Genomic DNA, 21357 nt, shown 5'->3' with positions numbered 1-21357 from the left:
TACCTAATAAAGCACGACAGAAAGCTTCTCGCTAGGAATGCGGGAAATCAAAAAAATGCTATATTGTTGATTAAAACTATTTTTTTGAATGCTGTAATAGACTACGCTCCAGCATAACCCATCGCCATTTGTTTTTATTCGCTGATATTTTTTGATAAGCAATAATTATATACAGCTGTTATCAGGCATTTTTATGTATATTAGCTATCAAGTTTTAGTGTAGTCTGATTTTTATCATGTTGAGAATGCTGGAAAATCAGAATTTCAATAATTTTACTTGTCTAAATACTAATTAGAGTTTATAGTGATACGGTGTTTCTCGTTTCACTTTCTCGGCAGGTTTATACCATGAATTATTCTCGCAAATTACAAAAGTATTTTGCATGTTTCTCTTTGTCTATAGTATTAGCATCTGATTTATTACTCACACAAAAAGCTCCTCCAGTTTTAGCCCAAACAGTAAATTCATCTATTGGTAATGCTGTGACATTCACTTGCGGTGATAGTGAAGCAACAATCAAAGCTAAAAATGGCCCCAGAGTAGTTAGTGGAACAACAAGCTTTTACATTGGTTATCGGCAAGTCTCATCTAATAACAAAAATCCTAGAACTATCCGCTTTAATAATGGGATAAAAGCCTGGTGTCGTGATGATTATGAAACAACTGGGGACGATGGTACAGGTTATGGATTGTATTGGAATGGGAGCAATGTTTTATATGGCGTTTACTCTTCCACCGGCACTCAAACAGGTAATGATTTTCGCCGCTTTGCTACTGGGCGTTGGCTGTCTAACTATGGTAGCGGAGGCGGGCCGAAAGTCGCAGTTATAGCCCGGATTAATCCAGACAATGGCGATGTTAATTATGCCACATTCTTATCTGCTAAAAAGGCGGATGATGGCAAAACTAACTCTTTAGTTGTTAATGCTCTCTCATGGAACGGCGCAAATTTGACTGTGCAAGCAAAGTCATGGTGGACTCCCCGTCGTGCTAATACAAATTCCATGAATTGTTCTGGTTCATCACCTTATCAATACACAGTTATCTTCACTGGCGATTTAACAACAGTGAATTCTGCTTCAGCAAATACTTGTAGTTAAAAGGGAAGAATTTAGCGATCAAATTGCTCGATCTCTTATTGTAAATCCTCTAAATCTCGCAATTTATCAGGCGATTTAGAGGAATTTTTGTATAGGCTGTAGACTATGTACCCTTTAGGCGACAAGACTTCATGCAAAATCGTTTTGGCGTGAAAGAAAATTGCTAAAAACCAGTTTCTCTGAGATCGACGAGTACTGAAAACACCAGATCTTCAGGCATTCACCGACTTATTTAATGATTGTGCGATTGCGCGATTGTGCTTTCGCTCAAATCCCCTATCTCATTTATTGGTAAACCACTAGCTTTAACAAATCATATAAGACTATTTTATATATATGAAGAGATAAAAATAAAATCCTGATATTAAATCGGTTTCAAAACTTATCCTTTTTTGGAAGCAAGCGCGAAGAAACAAGGTTTTGAATATTATTTGATGAGAGTAATAAGATAGTCCTAAAATCATCAGGTATTAAATGATTACTAGAATTAACTTCAGTAACTCGATTCTCTGTATAATTAATTTTATTAATGAGTAAAAATCCTATACCATCAGTGTAGTAGTATCTGAACAACTTTCTAGTTTTGATGGGTTGAACGAGTAAGGTTTAACCCCGTGTTGTGTCCTATTCTTTTTCAGAAATAAAATTGGATTCTGATATTAAATCTATAAGAATCCTTGTCTAAATTTTACAAAAGGAAAAATATGCCAGGAAGTACATTAACGACGGCTCAAAACATTGGTATTCTCACATCCTTTAACTACACTGATGCTATCAGCAATGCAAATCCACTTGATTACTATAAATTTTCGCTGACAGGTACAAATAATATTACTTTGCTTTTGAAGGGAGTGACTCAAAACTATGTCAATGCCTTCATCTACTACGATAGCAATAATAATGGGTTGATTGAGAGTGGAGAACAACTTTATTCTGATTATGCTGGCTCCAGTCGAAACGGTCAAATTACTACAACATTAGGAGCCGGAAATTACTATATTGGAATTACTCAAAATTCTACAAACGTCAACTCTAACTATTTCTTACAGTTAGCAGCCACATCTACACCTCCTTCCATTCCTTCAAATCCTGGGAACACACTTAGCACTGCATACAATATTGGCAATCTAACTAGTACTCAGACTATCAAAGAATTTGTCGGAAATGTAGACCCAGTTGATTACTACAAATTCTCCCTGACAGGTACAAATGATATTACTTTGCTTTTGAGTGGAGTGAGTCAATACTATGTCAATGCCTTCATCTATTACGATAGCAACAATAATGGATTGATTGAGAGTGGAGAACAACTTTACTCTGATTATGCTAGTAATGGTCGGAATGGTCAAATTACTGCAACCTTAGGAGCCGGGAATTACTATGTTGGAATTGCAGCAAACACCAACGTCAACTCTAACTATTCCTTACAGTTAGCAGCCACATCTGCACCTCCTTCTATTCCTTCAAATCCTGGGAACACACTCAGTACTGCATACAATATTGGCACTTTGACTAGTACTCAGACTATTAAAGAATTTGTTGGGAATGTAGACCCAGTTGATTACTATAAATTCTCTCTAAGCAGCACAAGTAATATTACTTTGCTTTTGAGTGGAGTGAGTCAATACTATGTCAATGCCTTCATCTATTACGATAGCAACAATAATGGATTGATTGAGAGTGGAGAACAACTTTACTCTGATTATGCTAGTAATGGTCGGAATGGTCAAATTACTGCAACCTTAGGAGCCGGGAATTACTATGTTGGAATTGCAGCAAACACCAACGTCAACTCTAACTATTCCTTACAGTTAGCAGCCACATCTGCACCTCCTTCTATTCCTTCAAATCCTGGGAACACACTCAGCACTGCTTATAATATTGGCAATCTGACTAGTACTCAGACTATCCAAGAATTTGTTGGAAATGTAGACACAATTGATTATTACAAATTCTCCCTGACAGGCACAAATGATATCACTTTGCTTTTGAGTGGAGTGAGTCAATATTATGTCAATACCTTCATCTATTACGATAGTAATAATAATGGATTGATTGAGAGTGGAGAACAACTTTACTCTGATTATGCTAGTAATGGTCGGAATGGTCAAATTACTGCAACATTAGGAGCCGGGAATTACTATGTTGGAATTACAGCCAACACCAATGTTAACTCTAACTATTCCCTACAGTTATCAGCCACATCTAGACCTCCTTCCATTCCTTCAAATCCTGGGAACACACTCAGCACTGCTTATAATATTGGCACTCTGACTAGTACTCAGACTATCCAAGAATTTGTTGGGAATGTAGACACAGTTGATTACTATAAATTCTCTCTAAGCAGCACAAGTAATATTACTTTGCTTTTGAGTGGAGTGAGTCAAAACTATGTCGATGCAGCCATCTATTACGATCGCAATAACAATGGATTGATTGAGAGTGGAGAACAACTTTACTCTGATTATGCTGGTTCTGGTCGAAACGGTCAAATTACTGCAACATTAGGAGCAGCAGGAAATTATTATGTTGAAATTAGTCAAGACTCCAAAAACGTCAACTCTAACTATTCCTTACAGTTAGCCAACAATACCAGCACAAGCAATCAGCGTCTCACTGGTAATGCACTAAATAACACTCTGATTGGCGGTGATGGAAACGATCAGTTGCAAGGGTTAGCAGGAAATGACACCCTCCAAGGAGGTAATGGTAATGATATTCTCACTGGTGGAACTGGTGATGATTTACTCTGGGGAGGACTGGGCGATGATATTCTTAATGGTGGAGCCGGGAGGGATAAATATCTGTTCCAAAGTAGTGGGGTTTTTAACACAAGCTTAGGTGTTGATTACATAACCGAGTTTGAAGCTGGACAAGACCAGATTGTACTGAGTAAAACCACCTTCAATGCTGTTACTAATACTGTAGGACAGGCTTTAACTAACTTTGCAGTTGTCAGTGACGATCAATTCGTCAATGCTAATAGTGCGCGTATTGTCTTTAGTCAAAGTAGTGGCAGCCTATTCTATAACCAGGATGGTAATGCTTTGGGTACAGGAACAGTGTTTGAGTTTGCTCGTTTAGGAAATCCTGATATTACTCTAAGTAGTAGCAATTTCAATCTGATTGCCTAGCTTTTTAGGTATTACAACTATTTTAAGGTAAATAGACTACGTGGTAGGGGTACAGCAATGCTGTGCCTTTACGACAGATATGGTTCAAATATATGAAAACTGCTGTAATACATAGAACATTTTAATCTCACTTTTCAAACTTAGATTTAGATGCTTAACACTGTATCAAAATTATTAGGTGAGCATTGCCCACCTAATAATTACCTACCTTGCGGCAGTCGGCATACCCAAAATATCCTCAAGCCTCGGCATATCTTCCAAGGCAATCACACGCCCTTCATCCTCAAAACCGGCGATTTGATCGAAGTTCAAATACCGATACAAATCATTGGCAAAAGGATGAATTTTACTCGCCACAATATCCAAATATTCCTGTACTGTCGGAAGTCGTCCCAGTAGCGCACAAACTGCGGCTAATTCTGCTGAACCAAGATACACTCGCGCATCTTTACCCATGCGATTATTGAAGTTGCGGGTTGAGGTAGAAAATACTGTTGTGCCATCAGCAACTCGCGCCTGATTACCCATGCACAAACTGCATCCTGGCATTTCTGTACGCGCACCCGCAGCGCCAAAAATGCTGTATACACCTTCTTCTTTTAATTGGTGTTCATCCATGCGCGTTGGTGGTGCTATCCACAGGCGAGTTTTCACTTCACCTGCACCTTCCAAAACTTTGGCTGTTGCCCGATAATGACCAATATTCGTCATACAAGAACCAAGGAATACTTCTTGCACTGGATCGTTAGCAACTTCCGATAATAACTTAACATTATCGGGGTCATTGGGAGCAGCAACAATTGGTTCTTTGATTTCGTTCAAATCAATTTCAATTATTTCGGCATACTCCGCATCGGCATCGCCTTCTAATAACACGGGATTTGCTAACCATTCTTCCATCTTGGCCACACGGCGCAGCATGGTACGCGGATCGTTATAGCCTCGTGCGATCATATTTTTCAGCAATGCGATGTTAGAACGCAGATATTCAGAAATTGTCTCTACACTCAGCTTAATTGTGCATCCGGCACAAGAACGTTCAGCACTTGCATCAGTGAGTTCAAAGGCTTGTTCAACTTTTAAATCTGGCAAACCTTCTATTTCTAAAATTCGCCCAGAGAAGATGTTTTTCTTATTCTGTTTCTCTACTGTCAGCAAACCTTTTTGAATTGCCACGTAGGGAATAGCATTCACGACATCTCGCAAGGTAACACCTGGTTGCAATTCTCCTTTAAATCTTACCAAAACTGACTCTGGCATATCTAAAGGCATGACACCCAAGGCGGCTGCAAAGGCTACCAACCCAGAACCGGCGGGGAAGGAAATACCCAAGGGGAAGCGGGTGTGAGAGTCGCCGCCAGTTCCCACGGTGTCGGGTAGCAGCATCCGATTTAACCAAGAGTGGATGATACCATCACCGGGACGGAGGGCAACACCGCCACGAGAGGCAAAGAAATCGGGGAGTTCGTGATGAGTTTTAATGTCTACTGGTTTGGGATAAGCAACAGTATGGCAGAAACTTTGGATTACTAAGTCTGCACTGAAACCAAGACAAGCTAGTTCTGTCAATTCGTCGCGGGTCATGGGGCCTGTGGTATCCTGAGAACCAACGGTAGTAATAATAGGTTCGCAGGATGTGCCGGGACGCACACCAGGTAATCCGCAAGCTTTACCTACCATTTTCTGTGCTAGGGTGTAGCCTTTCCCTGTATCAAAGGCTTGCTTGGGACGGGTGAAAACGTTGCTGGGTTCTAAACCAAGTGCAAGACGGGTTTTGTCGGTGAGGGTACGCCCGATAAGTAGGGGGATGCGTCCACCTGCGCGGACTTCATCGAGGATAGTATCAGGTTTAAGGTCAAAGGTGGAAATGACTTCGCCTGATTCGTTGGTGATTTCACCTTTGTAGGGATGGATGGTAATTACCATGCCGGTTTCGAGTTTGGTGACATCGCACTGAATAGGCAAAGCACCAGCATCTTCTGCTGTGTTAAAGAAGATTGGCGCGATCGCACCACCTAAAACATAACCCCCAGCGCGTTTGTTTGGCACAAAAGGTATATTATTTCCTGTATGCCACAACACGGAGTTGATGGCAGATTTCCGCGAGGAACCTGTACCAACTACATCCCCCACGTAAGCTACAGGATGGCCTTTTTTCTTCAACTCGACAATGGTTTGTAAGCTTCCCGGTTGCCGTGACTCTAGCATCACTAAGGCGTGTAAGGGAATATCTGGGCGAGTTGTGGCGCTTTGGGCGGGGGATAAATCGTCGGTATTGGTTTCGCCAGGAACTTTAAAAACGGTGACAGTAATCGCTTCTGGGACTGTGGGGCGCATGGTAAACCATTCAGCTTCCGCCCAAGAGTCAACCACCCGTTTGGCGAAAGGATTGGTTTTAGACAACTCTAAAACATCATGGTAAGCGTCATACACCAACAGGATTTTGCTTAAGGCGTTGGCGGCGTAGGCGGAAATGGGTTCCTTTCCTTGTCCACCCATTACCAGAGGTGTTTCGGATGAGTCGGAGAGGGATACAGTGGGCAATTGCAGCAAATCGATTAAAGATTGCACGTTATAACCACCGATCATTGTGCCCAGCAATTGCACTGCTTCTATGGGCGCAATCAATGGACTGGTGATTTCTTCCTTGGCAATGGCGGTGAGAAATCCAGCTTTGACATAAGCTGCTGGATCGACACCAGGAGAAACGCGATCGCTCAATAAATGCAATAATATCTCCTCTTGACCCTTGGGCGGATTTTTCAGTAATTCACATAATTCTGAGGTTTGCTTCGCATCCAATGGTAAGGGGGGAATACCGAGTGCTGCTCTTTCGGCAAGGTGTTTACGATATTGTTCTAGCATTTTTATCTTCTCCATTGGGATTTTCTCCCTTCAATTATGAAATATTTTTAGGCAATACTTGGCTATAAGAGTTTAGCTTACTTTTATTACTAAAAGCCTTACTGGTAATCGGTTATTAGCAGCTTTTTTTATACTGAAAGTTTGGAAGGTATTGAGCAAATGGAATTCGCTACTACACAAACATAGTCCACCTCCGTGGACTAAAAGAAAATCAAGGATTTTTAACCCAAGTCGGCGGTTTTTGTCTCTATAGCTGCATTTTCTAGTACCGTAAGGCGGAATTAAGAAGTAAGATGTAGGGTTTTTAAACCCTTTAATTTACGATAATTATTTCTCAAATTGGTATTACCTATTCTCCATAATGTGTATCTGCAACTTTCCCTCGAAACACAATGTAATTGTAGATGTTGTAGAACAACATAATGGGAATCAGAAATCCAATGAAAATAATCATGAACACTAACGCACTAGGTGCTGCGGCTGCCTGATAAATGGTGATGCCTGGGGGGATGATATAGGGAAAAACAACTAATCCCAACCCCACAAAGGTAAGTAGAAAAAGTAGTACTGTCCAAACTAGGGGAGTTGTTTCTGCTTTGCGGTTCAGGCTTTGAATCAATAACCCAATCAGCAGCACACCTAACACTGGAATGATTGAAAATAGATACACTTCTGGCTGATGAAATAACTTTGCCCTGGCATTTTCATACACAACAGGAGTCGCAATCGTGATTAAGATTGCACCTACAAGCGTTGTCCAGGCAGCGATTTTTGCTGTGCGGTAATGGGATGTTTGTAGTTCTCCCTCAGTTTTCAAGATGAGATAGGTGGAGCCAATTAACACATACCCCTGGATCAATGTCAAGGCAACTAAGAGCGATCGCCAATCAAGCCAATCCCACATACTGCCGATAAAGTGACCCGCTTCATCCACCTTAATGCCTTCTAAAATGGTGCCCAAGGCAAACCCTTGAAATAGCGCCGCCATGAAACTACCGACTCCAAACGCCACATTCCAAAATACTTTGTTTGTAGAATGCTCTCGAAACTCAAAGGCCACAGCCCGAAAAATCAAGCCAAAGATCATGCCAAAAATGGGAATGTAGAGCGCATTCAGAATGGTGCCATAAGCGAGAGGAAATGCTCCAAACAACGCACCCCCCATTAACACTAACCAGGTTTCATTAGCATCCCAAATATTACCCAAACTCGTCATTAAGATGTCGCGTCGGTCGTCATTGGAACTGGTTAGCGATAGGATACCTACGCCTAGATCAAACCCGTCTAACATGACGTAGAGAAATAAAAACAGAGCCAAAATGACAAACCAAACTTGTGCTAGAAAGTGTTCTAGATTCTCCATATAGTTACCTATTGATTTACCATACTCAGCACGGGCTAAACCCTAGCTATCCGCTAACAGCAATCTTCATTGCGAATTGCGTTAGCGGAGCGGGGCGTTAGCCCATTGCGAATTGGTTTCATTGCTCTGCTTCGATAGGACGTTGATCTGGAACAAATTCAGCCGGAGTAGTTTCTGCGGCAGCTTGCATGTCAATGCCTGGAATCGGAAGCTCTAGGTTCGGGCCTTGACGAATGATCCGACTACCAAAGAATAAAGCACAAATAAACAGGGCTGTATAAATTCCAGCAAAAATTAGCAGAGATGTTAAGACCTCACTAGCAGGTAGGTGAGAAACTCCGTCTGCTGTGCGAATTTGCCCGTAGACTACCCAAGGTTGCCGCCCAACACAACGCACAATCCAGCCTGATTCGACGGCGATATAGCCCAATGGAGCCGCCAAAACCCAGATTCGCAGTAGCCATTTTTGCTCGGCGATCGCTTCTGGTGAGAGTTTGCCCCGTAACCACTGAATCACACTAAGTCCTATCAATCCAGCCATGAAGAAGCCAATACCGCTCATAATACGGAAGGCATAATAAATCAAACCCACCATCCGGGGGCGATCTTCAGGCTGCCAATGTTTCAATCCAAGAACGGGTTTAGAGAGGTTCTGTTTGAATTCTAAAATGTAGCCTAAGCCGTTGGGAATTGAGATTTCCCAGTCATTTTGTTCCGTCTGATTATTGGGTAATGCCACCACACTCCAGGGCGCAGGAAGACCTGCTGGAGAGGTTTCCCACTTGGCTTCCATCGCCGCAAGTTTGGTAGGCTGATAATCAGCTACCTGCTCGGCGCTGAGGTGTCCGACATAGATTTGTAATGGGGTGACTGCGATCGCAATTGCCAAGACAATTTTGAGCGATCGCCCAAAGAAAGCCTCATGACGGTTATTGAGAATATACCAGGCGCTAATTCCTCCAATTACAAACAGAGAAGTTTCCAGCGTCGCCAAAAACATGTGCGAGACGCTGTTGAGCATGAAGGGATTTAAGATTGCCTGAAAGTAATCATCGACAACAAACTTTCCGTTCACTATTTCCCCACCTGCTGGGGTCTGTAACCAAGAATTTGCCGCTAAAATCCAGAAGGTAGATAGGTTTGCACCAAAGGCAACCATAATTGTCGCGAAATAGTGAATGACTGAGTTTACTCGTTCCCAGCCAAACAGCATAATCCCCAAAAATCCGGCTTCTAGCATGAATGCCATCGAAGCCTCAAAGCCTAAAATGCTGCCAAAAAAGTCGCCTACCGCTTCAGAAAATGGCGCCCAGTTCGTGCCAAATTGAAACTCCATCGGTAAGCCGGATGCTACACCAATGCCGAAATTCAACACATATAGCTTTGCCCAGAAACGAGCATGGTGGTAGTAATCGGGATTGCGTGTTTTGAGCCACATTCCTTCAACGATGACTAGATAAATCCCCATCCCAGTGGTGAGAACAGGCCATAGCATGTGAAAGATCGCCGTCAGTGCAAACTGCATCCGCGACAGGGCAACGGTATCCGATAGAAAATCCATGAACTAACCTCTGAATTCGTTTAAATCTTGACTTGCACAGCATCTTTGGGTCATAGCCATCTGTGAGAGTTTAAGAAAAAGTACATTTTGTCAATCAGCTAAAATACTCAAAAGTTTTTAAATAAAAATGATAATCGTAGCAGAGGTGGGGGAGGAGGCACTTTGGTGCAAAAGAGAATCAAGATTTAGGAGTAGTCAAATTCTTGTCTAAAGTCTTGCATAAGCTAGGGCGTGTCAGCGATGAAGTCCAATTTCATTTTAGAACCAGCAAAGGATCTATCAAAATTCTTACTAAGGTTATTTTAAGTATTTTGACTAGTTTACAAAAGGCACTTTATCTTAAATTTTCACGAATGCCCTCCCTTCCCCTCTCCTCCATTGATGCAAATATCCTGCACTTAGCTAAAGTTAACAAATATATTCTTCAAATAATGTATTTAATAAAGATTTATCTGGATATTTTTTAACTTTTTCCTAGATTTTTTAGTTTGACTAAATGTCATAGAAAAGAATGACAGTCTGTCTTTTGACATTTGTAAAATTCTCATTATAAAATAGACAGACTTATTTATATTGGTTCTAGATAATCTGGGTTAAAGATGATTGCTTAATCGGAAGAGATTGAACATTTGGTAAATTTTATTGATTGAGTTGAAATAGGCATATTCATTAATTTCTGGATAATTGGAGGTTTAATCAAGATTCTAATTAGCTTAATGTCTGAAAAAAATAAGTTAATCGATAATCATCTTCTCTAAAAGCTACATTTAAAAACGGCAGTCGCTACAACGGAAGGAACCCTCGCAACGCACTGCCTCTCCAAAAATACGTCAGGAACGTAAGACACCTGACGAAATTAAATCTACAATGTCCCCAAAGTCCCCTTTACTAACAGTTAGGGGATTTACTTTATGCGTGTTATCTGTAACACAAGTATAATTCCATATCCAGTAAGTAATATGGAGAATCAAAATTGTTATCGACTGAATTTACATATACACAATAACTATGGTAGTGTGACACATAACTGTCGGTTCTGATGGTGAGCAGCCATCAGGCGCAAGGGGGAAAGTTCGGTGTAAATCCGGCGCTGTCCCGCAGCTGTAATGAGACGAATAGAACGTGTCTCTTAGTCAGAATGCCCGCCGACTCACTCTAGACACAAAACATTTATCTGCGAGGCACAGATGATACATTTGATTACAGAATTTCATGGGTACAGATACTATTTTAAGACAGTACCCTGTGCAAGTTTTACTAATTCGCTTCGCTGTTAGTAACAACAGTCAATTTTGGGTTGTTCTATAGAAATTTGGGTATCCATAAGGAATACCACAAAGTCTTTTTTGCTATCCAAATATGTATCCACCATGATTTAGGTATGGCAATGCATTGTAGCAAGCTAGTTGAAACCTAAATCTGAAAAACTCATAGCACAAATAAATACTTGCATTTACTGAAAACGAGGAGTTTCATGTCCACTTCCCGTATAGTTACTTATTGTGAATTTTTCTCAAAAATCTTCGTTTTTACCACAATTTATACAATGGTATGTGGAAGAAATGTAGCCATTGCTAATCAAGTTCAACAGATATCTGAGTTTCCCAAGTATGAAAGTTCTGCTTCATACTTACAACCAGTTGCACAAACGACACCTGAAAATACCCCAGCGTCCACAGAAGAACCTGATATTGAACTAACAGTCATCGACAAGCTACTCAATGAACCTGTTTACTCACCCTTTCGCCGAGAAGGAACAGTAAAAGATTCCACCCGTCCGGTTTATGTGATTACGGGTGAAGAGATGGAAGCGCAGGGTGCTAGAACTGTCAGAGAAGCGCTAAAATTCCTTCCAGGTATCTTACCTGATGGTACAGTTGGCACAGAAGTAAACGCCTTAAGCGGTCAATTTATCCGGGGTTCTAACTCTGCACAAGTCTTGATTTTACTTGATGGTAGACCAATTAACGATTTGGGTTCTGGTGGTTTTGACCTTTCAGAATTTACTACCAATATCGTTGAAAGAGTCGAAGTATTACCAGGTGGTGGTTCTACGCTTTATGGTTCCGATGCAATTGGGGGAGTGATTAACATTATCACTCGTCGTCCCACAGAAAAAGTGACGACACAAGCGGGAGTCACCGTTGGCGCGTATGGACTAAATCAACAGACTATCAACAGTAGCGGTAAAATAGGGGATATTGGTTGGGTTGTAGGTTACAACCGTACCGAAGCCCAAAATAACTATCCTTTTTCTATCCCAGAAGCGAATTTCAAGGGAACCAGGGAAAATAATGATACTCTCTACAATAACTTTAATGTCAAGTTGTCGGCGGATTTAGGGAAACGCAACACCGTAACCCTTTCAACCCTATATTTAGGTAAAGACCAAGGAGTACCAGGAGGAGTCCCCATTCCTGAACCATTATTTGGTCAAGGTTATTTTAACTCATTGACGAATAGCGATCGCAAATACACAGACCAAGTTCTCACCGATTTAACCTGGAACTCAAAATTAGGAGGTGGGGATGATTCACTACTAACAGCAAGAGTTTACGCAGATTTCCTTAACACTCGTTATGATAGTCGCAATTCATCCCAAGCACGATATGATAATGGGCAGACTTCTTATGGATTGCAAACACAACACAGTTGGAAATTTGCTCATAATCAAACCTTAGTTTATGGCTTTGATTATCGCAATGTATCAGCTACTAATAGTACATTCGACTTTTCTGCTAATACAAAAACAGTCACTTACGACGATAGTATTAGTCAAGGGGCGCTATTTGCTAGATATGAAATTAACTTTACCCCTGGTTTCACTGCTAACTTAGGTTTACGTCAAGATTTTAGCAGCTTGACAAATGGCTCTTTTACATCACCAAGTGTAGGAGCAAAATTTGCACTTACAGACTCTACCACCCTGAGAGCTAACTATATCAAGAATTTCCGTGCGCCGAATCTTTTCAGCTTATATGCGAATGGTGGTAGTTACGTTGGTAATCCTAATCTCCGTCCAGAGAAAGGCGATAGTTATGATATCGGAATTGACCAGAAGTTAGGCAATTTTGGTTTATTGCGCTTCACATATTTCAACAATACAATATCAGATTTAATCGCCTATAACTTTGCTGTTCCGGTAGCTACTTACGAAAATATTGGTAAGGTTCGTACTACGGGAATCGAAGCAGTTTTAAATTTGCAGCTAGCGAAGAATATCTACACTTTTGTTAGTTATACAGCAAATGATCCACGGATTTTGAAAAGTACAAATTCTGCCGAAGTTGATAAAGAACTACGGTTTGCTGGTGCAGATAGTTTGAATGCAGGACTTTCTTATGAAACTCGTCAAGGTTTATATGCTGGAATACTGATGCATTCTTTGGGTGCATATCCCACAAACAATACTAATACAGAATTTTTGTCTGGTTATACTACTTTTGATTTCAAAATGCGGGTTTCTCTCAGTGATAACTTAATATTAACAGGCAGTCTGGATAATATTTTTAACCAGAGATACCAATTATTTCCTGGTTATCCTGATGGAGGGAGGGTTTTTCAAGTTGGGTTGAGTTCTACGTTTTGAAGTCAAGAGTTTTTTCACGCACAGAGGAGTTTTGAATGACTGAATTTAATTGTTGGGTAACTCCAGTAAATAAGGTTGTGATTGAGCCTTTATCTACTGAGGGGTCTATTGAATATGAATATTTTGATTCTAGTACCGATGTTTTGTCGTCGCTACTTTACACTTTATTTCAGCAAAATTGGCAGCAGGTAGGGGTAGGGCATATTGTCCAAGGAGGTGTATTAGAATTAGAATTTAATGCTCCACCCAAAATTTGTATCCTCTATGATGGATATCTCACAGTAGTCACAGAAGGCTGGCATTTGCATTTATGTATTGAGGCTAATTTAGGTGGCCCCCATTGTAAGACTCCTTTGGAATTAAGGCAACAACGTCAAGTAAATCGTGCTGCATTTTATCGACGGTTTAATGCAGAAGGTATCCCTAGAAGTTGGGGAATAGATTTTTGGAATGGTGCAGATGAAAACCTCATGACTATTTTCTTGCCAAATCCGTATGTAGAAGGTGAGAATTTATTACCAGAAGGTAAGCCGAATTTATCAAAGTTAGCTTTTTATGAGGAACTACGAGATATTTATGTATTAGGAAACCAACCTATACCATTTACCAAAAACCCCCTAAAACATTCTTATATCTCAGTTTGTACTTCTACTCGCTGTCTTCCTTCACGCAAATGGCAACCTACATTTGATGCTTTAAAATCAGCAGTTGAAAATGCAGGTGTAGATGTGGAAGTAAGAACATCTGGCTGTTTGGAAGTTTGCCAACAAGGCCCAGTAGTATTTTATTCTGATGATAGGACTTGGTACACTCGCGTTAACTCAAGTGTAGCGGAAACTATTGTCAATGAACATTTGCTAAAAGGTAACAAAATTATTGAATATTGCTATCCACCAGAGTCTGTGTAATTTATCATTTTTAAAATTTCACGCAAAAATATAAAGCTGTTTTCTTATCATTCTTCTTTGCATGAGATAAAACCACGTTTCTCTAAAAGTCCATGAAATTGATAAAATATTCTCGCTCAAAATCAATTCTTTTTTTATGCCAATTCTTCTTAATTGCTACTTTAATTATTGCTTGCCATAGTACACCAATTAACACATCTGCAAATACCAATAATAATAGCTGTATTCAAAAATATGACCCCAATACTGATTATTTCCCTAATAAAATCAAGATTACTCATGCAACAGGCTTCGCAGTAAAGTATCATAAACACTACAAAATCGTCACTATAAAAAATCCTTGGCAAAATGCCAATACAAAGTTTCAATATGTTTTAGTCCAATGTGGAACTCCCACACCAAAAGAATTTAATCAAGCACAGTTAATTACAGTTCCCATTAATTCCATAGTTTCTCTATCTACTACTCATTTACCCCACCTAGCCAAATTAGGTGTAGTTGATAAACTAATTGGTATTAGTAATAGTAAACAAGTAAATACACCTGATGTAGTCGAGAGAATCAAAGCCGGAAAGATAGCACAAGTAGGTGATAATTCAAATGTGGATATAGAGAAAGTACTAGAATTAAATCCTGACTTGGTAACAACTTTTGGTACTGGAAATTCCCAAAATGATAGTTATGCCAAACTCACAGAGGCAGGTTTGAAAGTGGGGATAAATTCTGAATATATGGAAGACACGCCACTGGGAAGAAGCGAATGGTTAAAATTTACTGCTCTGTTTTTTAATAAAGACGAGCAAGCAGAAAAAATATTTAGTGAAATTGCCAATAAATATGAACGAGTAGCTGAAAAAGCTAAAGCTGTAAAAAATCGTCCAACTATATTTGTTGGATTCAATTTTAAAGGTACTTGGTATATGCCTGGGGGTAAAAGTTACTTAGCCAAATATCTAGCTGATGCAGGAGCAAATTATCTCTGGAGTGATGATAAATCCTCTGGTAGTTTACCTTTATCTTTTGAAGTTGTTTTGGAACGTGCAGCCAATGCTGACTACTGGTTGAATTTTAGCCAATCTTGGAAGAAATTAAAGGATTTAGTCGCAGAAGATAATCGCTATGCTGATTTTAAGGCTGTGAAAACAGGCAATCTTTACAATAATAATGCCCGTGTCAATGAAAACGGAGGTAATGATTACTGGGAAGGCGGAATTAGCAATCCAGATATAGTTTTATCTGACTTGATTAAAATACTACATCCAGAGATATTACCTAACTATAACCTATTTTATTACCACAAACTTAATTAATAATGTTAAGCGAAAAATATAAATTTAAAAATCCCAGATTAAACCAAAAAAATCCAGTTTTCAAAAGCATTATTTTTTTAATTATACTTATAAGTTTAATCTTGGCTTTTTTATTAGACTTAGCTTTAGGTTCAGTTGATATCCCTGTTAATGAAGTAGTCAAAGTTTTGCTCGGACAAGAACCAGAGAAAGTAACATGGACTCATATTATTCTCAAATTTCGCCTACCTAAAGCTTTAACTGCAACTTTAGCAGGTGCAGCATTAGGTGTGAGTGGCTTACAAATGCAAACCCTATTTAAAAATCCTTTAGCGGGGCCTTTTGTATTGGGAATTAGCTCTGGTGCAAGTTTAGGTGTAGCGTTAGTTGTGCTGACAGCAAGTGCTACGACACCAACATTATTAGCAGATTTGGGATACTTCGGCGATTTTAGTTTAGTCATAGCAGCAAGTCTCGGCGCAGCATCAGTTTTAGGGATGATGTTAGTTGTTTCTCGCCGAGTACAAGATACGATGACACTATTAATTTTAGGTTTATTGTTTGGTTATGCTACTAGTGCAATAGTAAGTATTTTGTTGCAGTTTAGCTCAAAAGAACGCATTCAAAGTTATATCATGTGGACTTTTGGTAGTTTTGCTGGGGTGACTTGGAAACAGTTAGTTGTTTTAATTCCAGTGATATTTTTGAGTTTATTGGGAGCAGTGTTGCAATCAAAATCTCTGAATGCACTTTTACTGGGTGAATCTTATGCACGTAGTCTAGGTTTAACGGTGCAAAAAACCAGATTTTCAATTATTACGAGTGCATCTATATTAGCTGGAGCAATTACCGCTTTTTGCGGCCCTATTGCATTTTTAGGTGTAGCAATTCCTCATCTTTGTCGTAGTCTGTTCAATACTTCCGACCATCGGATATTAATTCCTAGTGTAACAATGATGGGTGCAATCTTAGCATTAATTGCAGATTTGTTTTCTCAGCTTGCGGTAAGTCAGATGGTTTTACCTTTAAATGCTGTTACTGCTTTGATTGGAACTCCTGTTGTGACTTGGGTTATTCTGCGGCGTAATTCCCAAAAGTCTTTTTAATATTTTTGAAACGCAGAGGTACGCGGAGGTAGGCGCAGAGGTACGCAGAGTCTTTTTAAGGTGAAGTTTCTTATGAGTAACTCGATTTTAACAACTCACAATTTGACTATCGGTTATAAGACATCCCGAAAAACTGTTCGGTGTGTTGCGTCGGATATTTCTGTATCTCTGCAAGCTGGGGAACTGGTTTGTTTACTCGGCCCCAATGGTGCAGGTAAATCTACATTACTGCGCTCGCTCGCCGGAATGCAATCCCCAATATCAGGTGAAGTGCGACTCTTGGGAGAAAATATTTACAAGTTAGCACCACAAAAATTAGCCAAACGTCTGAGTTTGGTACTCACCGAGAAAGTTGATGTCGGAATGCTATCAGCCTACACCTTGGTAACTCTGGGACGATATCCTTACACTGATTGGTGGGGAAATTTGACATCTGAAGATGAAGCAATAGTACATTGGGCAATAAAAGCTGTAGGAGCAGTACACTTAGCACAACGCCAAGTTAGTGAATTAAGTGATGGTGAACGCCAAAAAATTATGATTGCGCGTGCTTTGGCTCAGTCGCCTATTGTGATGTTACTTGATGAGCCAACAGCATTTTTAGATTTACCGCGACGGGTGGAAATTATGCAGTTGTTGCGTCAGTTAGCACGAGAAACTAATCAGGCGATTCTCCTTTCCACCCACGATTTAGATTTAGCTTTGCGTCTTGCGGATAAAGTTTGGCTATTATCAACTAATGGAATTTTACACGTTGGCGCACCGGAAGATTTGGTGTTGAGTGGTGCATTTGCTGATACTTTCGAGAGTGAAGGTGTAGAGTTCGATGTTGCTTCTGGGGAATTTCATCTCCATACATCCCACAAAGGAGAAATTAATTTGATAGGTGAGGGGATTGCAACTGTGTGGACTATTCGTGCTTTAAAACGTGCAGGCTTCAAAGTTAATCAAAGTCACAATAGCTTACCAATCTCAGTAGAAGTAATATCAAACTCTAAATTTTTGTGGAAAATCACAAACAATAAGACTGTGTACACTCATAATTCATTGTATGAAATGATTAAATCTTTAAATTCTTTATAAAATCATTTTCCTTAATTTGTTGAATTATCTAACTATTTGCTAAAGGAACTTGAGTTATAGCAAAATTCCGGCGAATTTGATAAATGAAGCAACAAAGCCACCAACAGGTGCAGGAAAAGTTAGGGCGAGTTGGATAGAAGTGATAATGTAGGTGAGTAAATCTGCGATCGCAGCTGCTAGAAATATGGCGATTTTTTGTTTACCACCCAACTTGATTGTTAGACTATATATCCAGTAAGCTACAAATGGCCCTGCGATCGCCATCGAAAAAGCATTTGCCCCCAGCGTCGTCAAGCCGCCATGCGCCAGTAACAAAGCTTAAAACAACAATACTAAGCTACCCAAAATTGACATAGTAAGGGGGCCAAACAGCACCTAACCTTCTGACTCACCAATTTTGGTTTACAGTTGCGGGACAGCGCCGGATTTACACCGGACTTTCCCCTTGCGTCCGATGGCTGCTCCCCATCAGAACCGATTAGAGTAACTATATCACCGCTACTAAATTTTTATAGTAAGATGTTCAAAATTAGTTGCTAGAAGTATCACTCTTTAACCTAAATTTTTCTAGTAACATCTGGATATTTTTAATTAATTCAGATAAACTAATAAATTTGTCCGTAGGATCGCACTTCCTTTGTATATGTCCAAAACTTACACCGTAGAAATTAATCATCAAGGCAAAATTCATACTTTGCAAGTTCCCGAAGATGAAACGATATTATCAGTTGCCGAAGCTGCTGGTTTGGAGTTGCCCAGTTCTTGCAATGCTGGTGTTTGCACAACTTGCGCCGGTCAACTATCTGAGGGAACTGTAGATCAAACTGATGGTATGGGCGTAAGTCCAGATTTACAAAAGCAAGGTTACGTATTGCTTTGTGTTGCCAAACCCCTTTCTGATTTGAAACTTGAGACAGAAAAGGAAGACATCGTTTATCAGTTACAATTTGGCAAAGGGAAATAATCAACGAACAGTTATCAGTATATCGGATGATTATTCATCACTGAGTAACTGTTCACTAACATCACAAAATCTGATAAATAACATAAATATTTCATCGCAGTTGACCGAAAACGACTCATGATACAAGCCCCTGAATTTATTTATGGAGAAGCAAAAAAATGTATTTCTAGACGCACAGCGCAAGAAATACTACGTCTTTGTTTCAAGCCCCTAAATTTATTTATGGGGATTGTAATTTTTAATTTTTAATTTTTAATTTTTAATTCCCCGAAGGGGTTGACATCAGCTATTGTAGTAACTACAAATCAACAGGATTTCCCAAAATGACGACTCATTTTATTACCGCAGAAATTGATTTACAAGAAACTCCCACAGAATTACTAGAAGCAATTGAAACAGAGTTGAAGAAACAAGGCGAACCCTTGCGTTGGGCAGTTACTTCTTTGGACGTTGACGAACAAAAAGCGACAGTTGAAGCTGTGGTGACAAAGAGTGCCCAGTAGTGAGTAGTCAGTGCTGAGTGCTGAGTTATAAATCAAAAGCCATTAAAAACTAACTCCCAATTACCAATACTCAACTTTACAACTTCCAACTCTCAACTCCTAATTCAGCACTCAATTATGTACACAGCTATCTTAATTGTACCAACTGGCGTTGGGGCTGCCATTGGGGGTTATGCAGGAGATGCTTTGCCTGTTGCTAGAGTTCTAGCACAGGTTTGCGATCGCCTCATAACTCATCCCAATGTCCTCAATGGCGCAAGTTTATATTGGAATCTCCCTAACGCTTTCTATGTTGAAGGTTACGGACTTGACAAATTTGCATCTGGATGCTGGGGTTTGCGTCCAGTCCGTAGCAACAGAGTAGGCTTGCTTTTAGACCAAGCTCTTGAGCCAGAGTTACGGCTACGACATATACAAGCCGCCGATGCAGTTAGAGCCACTCTCGGATTGACTTTAACAGACTATGTAATTACAGATGCACCATTAAATGTAGAATTACGGACTACAGCATCGGGAGCGAGTTGGGGAACAATTGGCAACCCAGATAGCTTGTTACGGGCAGCTGAAATATTAATCAAAAAAGCAGGGGCAGATGCGATCGCAGTTGTTGCCCGTTTCCCCGATGATATGGATGAGGAGGCAGTACAAAAATACCGCTACGGTGAAGGGGTAGATCCTTTAGCGGGCGCAGAAGCCGTAATTAGCCATTTGCTAGTGCGAACCTTTCAAATTCCTTGCGCCCATTCTCCCGCACTTTTGAGCGCACCTCCCGAACCTGATTTATCTCCCCGTTCCGCCGCCGAAGAATTGGGCTATACCTTTTTGCCCTGTGTCCTTGTAGGATTAAGTCGTGCCCCACAATTTATAATAGAAAAAACAGCGATTGCATCAAAGAAAGAAGATATTTGGGTAGATGAAGTAGATGCTGCGATCGTACCTGCAACTGCCTGTGGTAGCAGTGCCTTACTGAGTTTAAGTCAAAGACGATGCCAAATAATTACAGTCGAAGAAAATAAAACTCTGATAAAAGTTCCTCCCCAGCCGTTGGGGATCAAATCTATACAGGTAAACTCATATTTAGAAGCAGTGGGTGTATTAGTAGCACACAAAGCAGGCATCAACCCTTCTGCTCTCCGTCCTAAATTATTACCTTTGCAGTCAATTAGTCATTAGTCATTGGTCATTCTCCCCCTGCCCCCTCCCCTTAAAAACCCGTGGTTGAACAACAAAAGCAAGAGCCAGAAATTCCATACCTGACGCGCATCCAAATACTTGGGGCGATGGGAGCGACTGCAATCATTTTGTTGATAGTCGCCAAACTCTCGTTATACTTTGGCAACTTTTCCCTATTTTCTTGGGACTTGAACCAAAGAGAGTTGCTCTTGGGCATAGGGCTAGGGTTCGTCATCACTGCGTTAAGTGGCTTAACTTATCGCCTATGGAGCGCCTATCGTAAAAGTGCAGATTATTACCTAGAAGTGGTGCTGAAGCCTTTAGCTTTACCAGATTTAATTTGGCTGGGGTTACTACCGGGGTTAAGCGAAGAATTATTATTTCGAGGTGTGATGCTGCCAGCTTTAGGCTCTGATTTTACAGCCGTAATTGTATCGAGTCTTTGCTTTGGCATCTTGCATTTTAGCGGCTCGCAACAATGGCCTTATGTGATTTGGGCAACAATTGTCGGCATCATATTGGCATATAGCGCCCTGCTCACGGGCAACTTATTAGTACCAATTGTCGCTCATATTATTACCAATTGGATTTCTAGCTATTTCTGGAAAATGTGGCAATTGTCGGCAATTAAAAAATAAAGCCTCTTCAGTACTAGGGCGTGTCATCAATTAGGTAAAGTGGAATAAGAACAGGTGAAGAAAGATAAATAACAGGAAAA

The 21357-nt window shown here is 40.3% G+C and carries 14 protein-coding genes, 1 pseudogene and 2 riboswitches; of the genes and pseudogenes, 11 read left to right on the top strand and 4 right to left on the bottom strand.

Translation table 11 applies throughout. From position 1 onward, the window contains the following. Positions 1-393 precede the first annotated feature (393 nt). Positions 394-1101: a hypothetical protein gene (locus HWQ39_RS25115; protein ID WP_366932300.1), complete on the top strand. Its 708-nt coding sequence runs from the start codon at positions 394-396 to the stop codon at positions 1099-1101. Positions 1102-1805: 704 nt separating this feature from the next. Beyond that, complete coding sequence (locus HWQ39_RS25110) at positions 1806-4235, top strand: hypothetical protein (RefSeq protein WP_292851147.1); 2430 nt, start codon at positions 1806-1808, stop codon at positions 4233-4235. Between the two features lie 204 nt (positions 4236-4439). Here the strand turns inward: HWQ39_RS25110 and acnB are convergent, their stop codons facing one another. The 3 genes from acnB to HWQ39_RS25095 all read right to left on the bottom strand — a co-directional run bounded on the left by acnB (position 4440) and on the right by HWQ39_RS25095 (position 10024). Further along, entirely contained in the window at positions 4440-7100 is a 2661-nt protein-coding gene (acnB, locus tag HWQ39_RS25105; protein ID WP_292851440.1) for a bifunctional aconitate hydratase 2/2-methylisocitrate dehydratase, read from the bottom strand. Positions 7101-7449: 349 nt separating this feature from the next. Further along, positions 7450-8463 (bottom strand): cytochrome d ubiquinol oxidase subunit II, encoded by a 1014-nt coding sequence (gene cydB / locus HWQ39_RS25100; protein ID WP_292851144.1) that lies wholly within the window; start codon positions 8461-8463, stop codon positions 7450-7452. 118 nt (positions 8464-8581) lie between these two features. Further along, positions 8582-10024, bottom strand: a complete 1443-nt coding sequence (locus tag HWQ39_RS25095; RefSeq protein ID WP_292851141.1) for a cytochrome ubiquinol oxidase subunit I — start codon at positions 10022-10024, stop codon at positions 8582-8584. 1014 nt (positions 10025-11038) lie between these two features. After that, positions 11039-11189: riboswitch (cobalamin riboswitch) on the top strand. A 381-nt stretch (positions 11190-11570) separates the two neighbouring features. On the opposite strand from HWQ39_RS25095, the gene HWQ39_RS25090 reads away from it, so the two are divergent. The 5 genes from HWQ39_RS25090 to HWQ39_RS25070 all read left to right on the top strand — a co-directional run bounded on the left by HWQ39_RS25090 (position 11571) and on the right by HWQ39_RS25070 (position 17999). Beyond that, positions 11571-13613, top strand: coding sequence for a TonB-dependent receptor (locus HWQ39_RS25090; RefSeq protein ID WP_292851437.1), 2043 nt, complete (start codon positions 11571-11573; stop codon positions 13611-13613). A gap of 35 nt (positions 13614-13648) precedes the next feature. Next, positions 13649-14521, top strand: a complete 873-nt coding sequence (locus HWQ39_RS25085) for a (2Fe-2S) ferredoxin domain-containing protein (RefSeq protein WP_292851138.1) — start codon at positions 13649-13651, stop codon at positions 14519-14521. Between the two features lie 92 nt (positions 14522-14613). Further along, a complete protein-coding gene (locus HWQ39_RS25080) occupies positions 14614-15831 on the top strand; it encodes an ABC transporter substrate-binding protein (RefSeq protein WP_292851136.1) in 1218 nt (405 codons plus the stop codon). A 2-nt stretch (positions 15832-15833) separates the two neighbouring features. Next, positions 15834-16916, top strand: a complete 1083-nt coding sequence (locus HWQ39_RS25075; protein ID WP_292851133.1) for an iron ABC transporter permease — start codon at positions 15834-15836, stop codon at positions 16914-16916. A 72-nt stretch (positions 16917-16988) separates the two neighbouring features. Continuing rightward, positions 16989-17999 carry an ABC transporter ATP-binding protein gene (locus tag HWQ39_RS25070; RefSeq protein WP_292851130.1) on the top strand — a complete coding sequence of 337 codons (1011 nt, stop codon included), beginning with the start codon at positions 16989-16991 and terminating at the stop codon, positions 17997-17999. A gap of 37 nt (positions 18000-18036) precedes the next feature. Here HWQ39_RS25070 and HWQ39_RS25065 read toward each other — a convergent pair. Continuing rightward, positions 18037-18374: pseudogene (locus HWQ39_RS25065) on the bottom strand (energy-coupling factor ABC transporter permease); the annotation flags it as partial. A gap of 4 nt (positions 18375-18378) precedes the next feature. Next, a riboswitch (cobalamin riboswitch) is annotated at positions 18379-18439 on the bottom strand. 203 nt (positions 18440-18642) lie between these two features. Between HWQ39_RS25065 and HWQ39_RS25060 the strand changes: the two are divergent. The 4 genes from HWQ39_RS25060 to HWQ39_RS25045 all read left to right on the top strand — a co-directional run bounded on the left by HWQ39_RS25060 (position 18643) and on the right by HWQ39_RS25045 (position 21277). Continuing rightward, entirely contained in the window at positions 18643-18963 is a 321-nt protein-coding gene (locus HWQ39_RS25060) for a 2Fe-2S iron-sulfur cluster-binding protein (RefSeq protein WP_292851127.1), read from the top strand. 323 nt (positions 18964-19286) lie between these two features. Then, entirely contained in the window at positions 19287-19466 is a 180-nt protein-coding gene (locus HWQ39_RS25055; RefSeq protein ID WP_292851124.1) for a hypothetical protein, read from the top strand. Between the two features lie 117 nt (positions 19467-19583). Further along, positions 19584-20639 carry a DUF3326 domain-containing protein gene (locus tag HWQ39_RS25050; RefSeq protein ID WP_292851121.1) on the top strand — a complete coding sequence of 352 codons (1056 nt, stop codon included), beginning with the start codon at positions 19584-19586 and terminating at the stop codon, positions 20637-20639. A gap of 41 nt (positions 20640-20680) precedes the next feature. Further along, on the top strand, positions 20681-21277 hold the full coding sequence (locus HWQ39_RS25045; RefSeq protein WP_292851118.1) for a CPBP family intramembrane glutamic endopeptidase: 597 nt from the start codon (positions 20681-20683) through the stop codon (positions 21275-21277). The last annotated feature ends 80 nt before the right edge of the window (positions 21278-21357 follow it).

This window comes from Nostoc sp. NMS8 (assembly GCF_017115045.1).
In the GTDB taxonomy this organism is placed as follows: domain Bacteria; phylum Cyanobacteriota; class Cyanobacteriia; order Cyanobacteriales; family Nostocaceae; genus Nostoc.
Note: the sequence above shows the minus strand (reverse complement) of the source record. Positions and strands in the feature narration are given on the sequence as shown.

Bases quoted from the DNA above. Each gene is read 5' to 3' on its own strand.
- HWQ39_RS25110 (WP_292851147.1), top strand. From the start codon at position 1,806: ATGCCAGGAAGTACATTAACGACGGCTCAAAACATTGGTATTCTCACA.
- acnB (WP_292851440.1), bottom strand. From the start codon at position 7,100: ATGCTAGAACAATATCGTAAACACCTTGCCGAAAGAGCAGCACTCGGT.
- cydB (WP_292851144.1), bottom strand. From the start codon at position 8,463: ATGGAGAATCTAGAACACTTTCTAGCACAAGTTTGGTTTGTCATTTTG.
- HWQ39_RS25095 (WP_292851141.1), bottom strand. From the start codon at position 10,024: ATGGATTTTCTATCGGATACCGTTGCCCTGTCGCGGATGCAGTTTGCA.
- HWQ39_RS25090 (WP_292851437.1), top strand. From the start codon at position 11,571: ATGGTATGTGGAAGAAATGTAGCCATTGCTAATCAAGTTCAACAGATA.
- HWQ39_RS25085 (WP_292851138.1), top strand. From the start codon at position 13,649: ATGACTGAATTTAATTGTTGGGTAACTCCAGTAAATAAGGTTGTGATT.
- HWQ39_RS25080 (WP_292851136.1), top strand. From the start codon at position 14,614: ATGAAATTGATAAAATATTCTCGCTCAAAATCAATTCTTTTTTTATGC.
- HWQ39_RS25075 (WP_292851133.1), top strand. From the start codon at position 15,834: ATGTTAAGCGAAAAATATAAATTTAAAAATCCCAGATTAAACCAAAAA.
- HWQ39_RS25070 (WP_292851130.1), top strand. From the start codon at position 16,989: ATGAGTAACTCGATTTTAACAACTCACAATTTGACTATCGGTTATAAG.
- HWQ39_RS25060 (WP_292851127.1), top strand. From the start codon at position 18,643: ATGTCCAAAACTTACACCGTAGAAATTAATCATCAAGGCAAAATTCAT.
- HWQ39_RS25055 (WP_292851124.1), top strand. From the start codon at position 19,287: ATGACGACTCATTTTATTACCGCAGAAATTGATTTACAAGAAACTCCC.
- HWQ39_RS25050 (WP_292851121.1), top strand. From the start codon at position 19,584: ATGTACACAGCTATCTTAATTGTACCAACTGGCGTTGGGGCTGCCATT.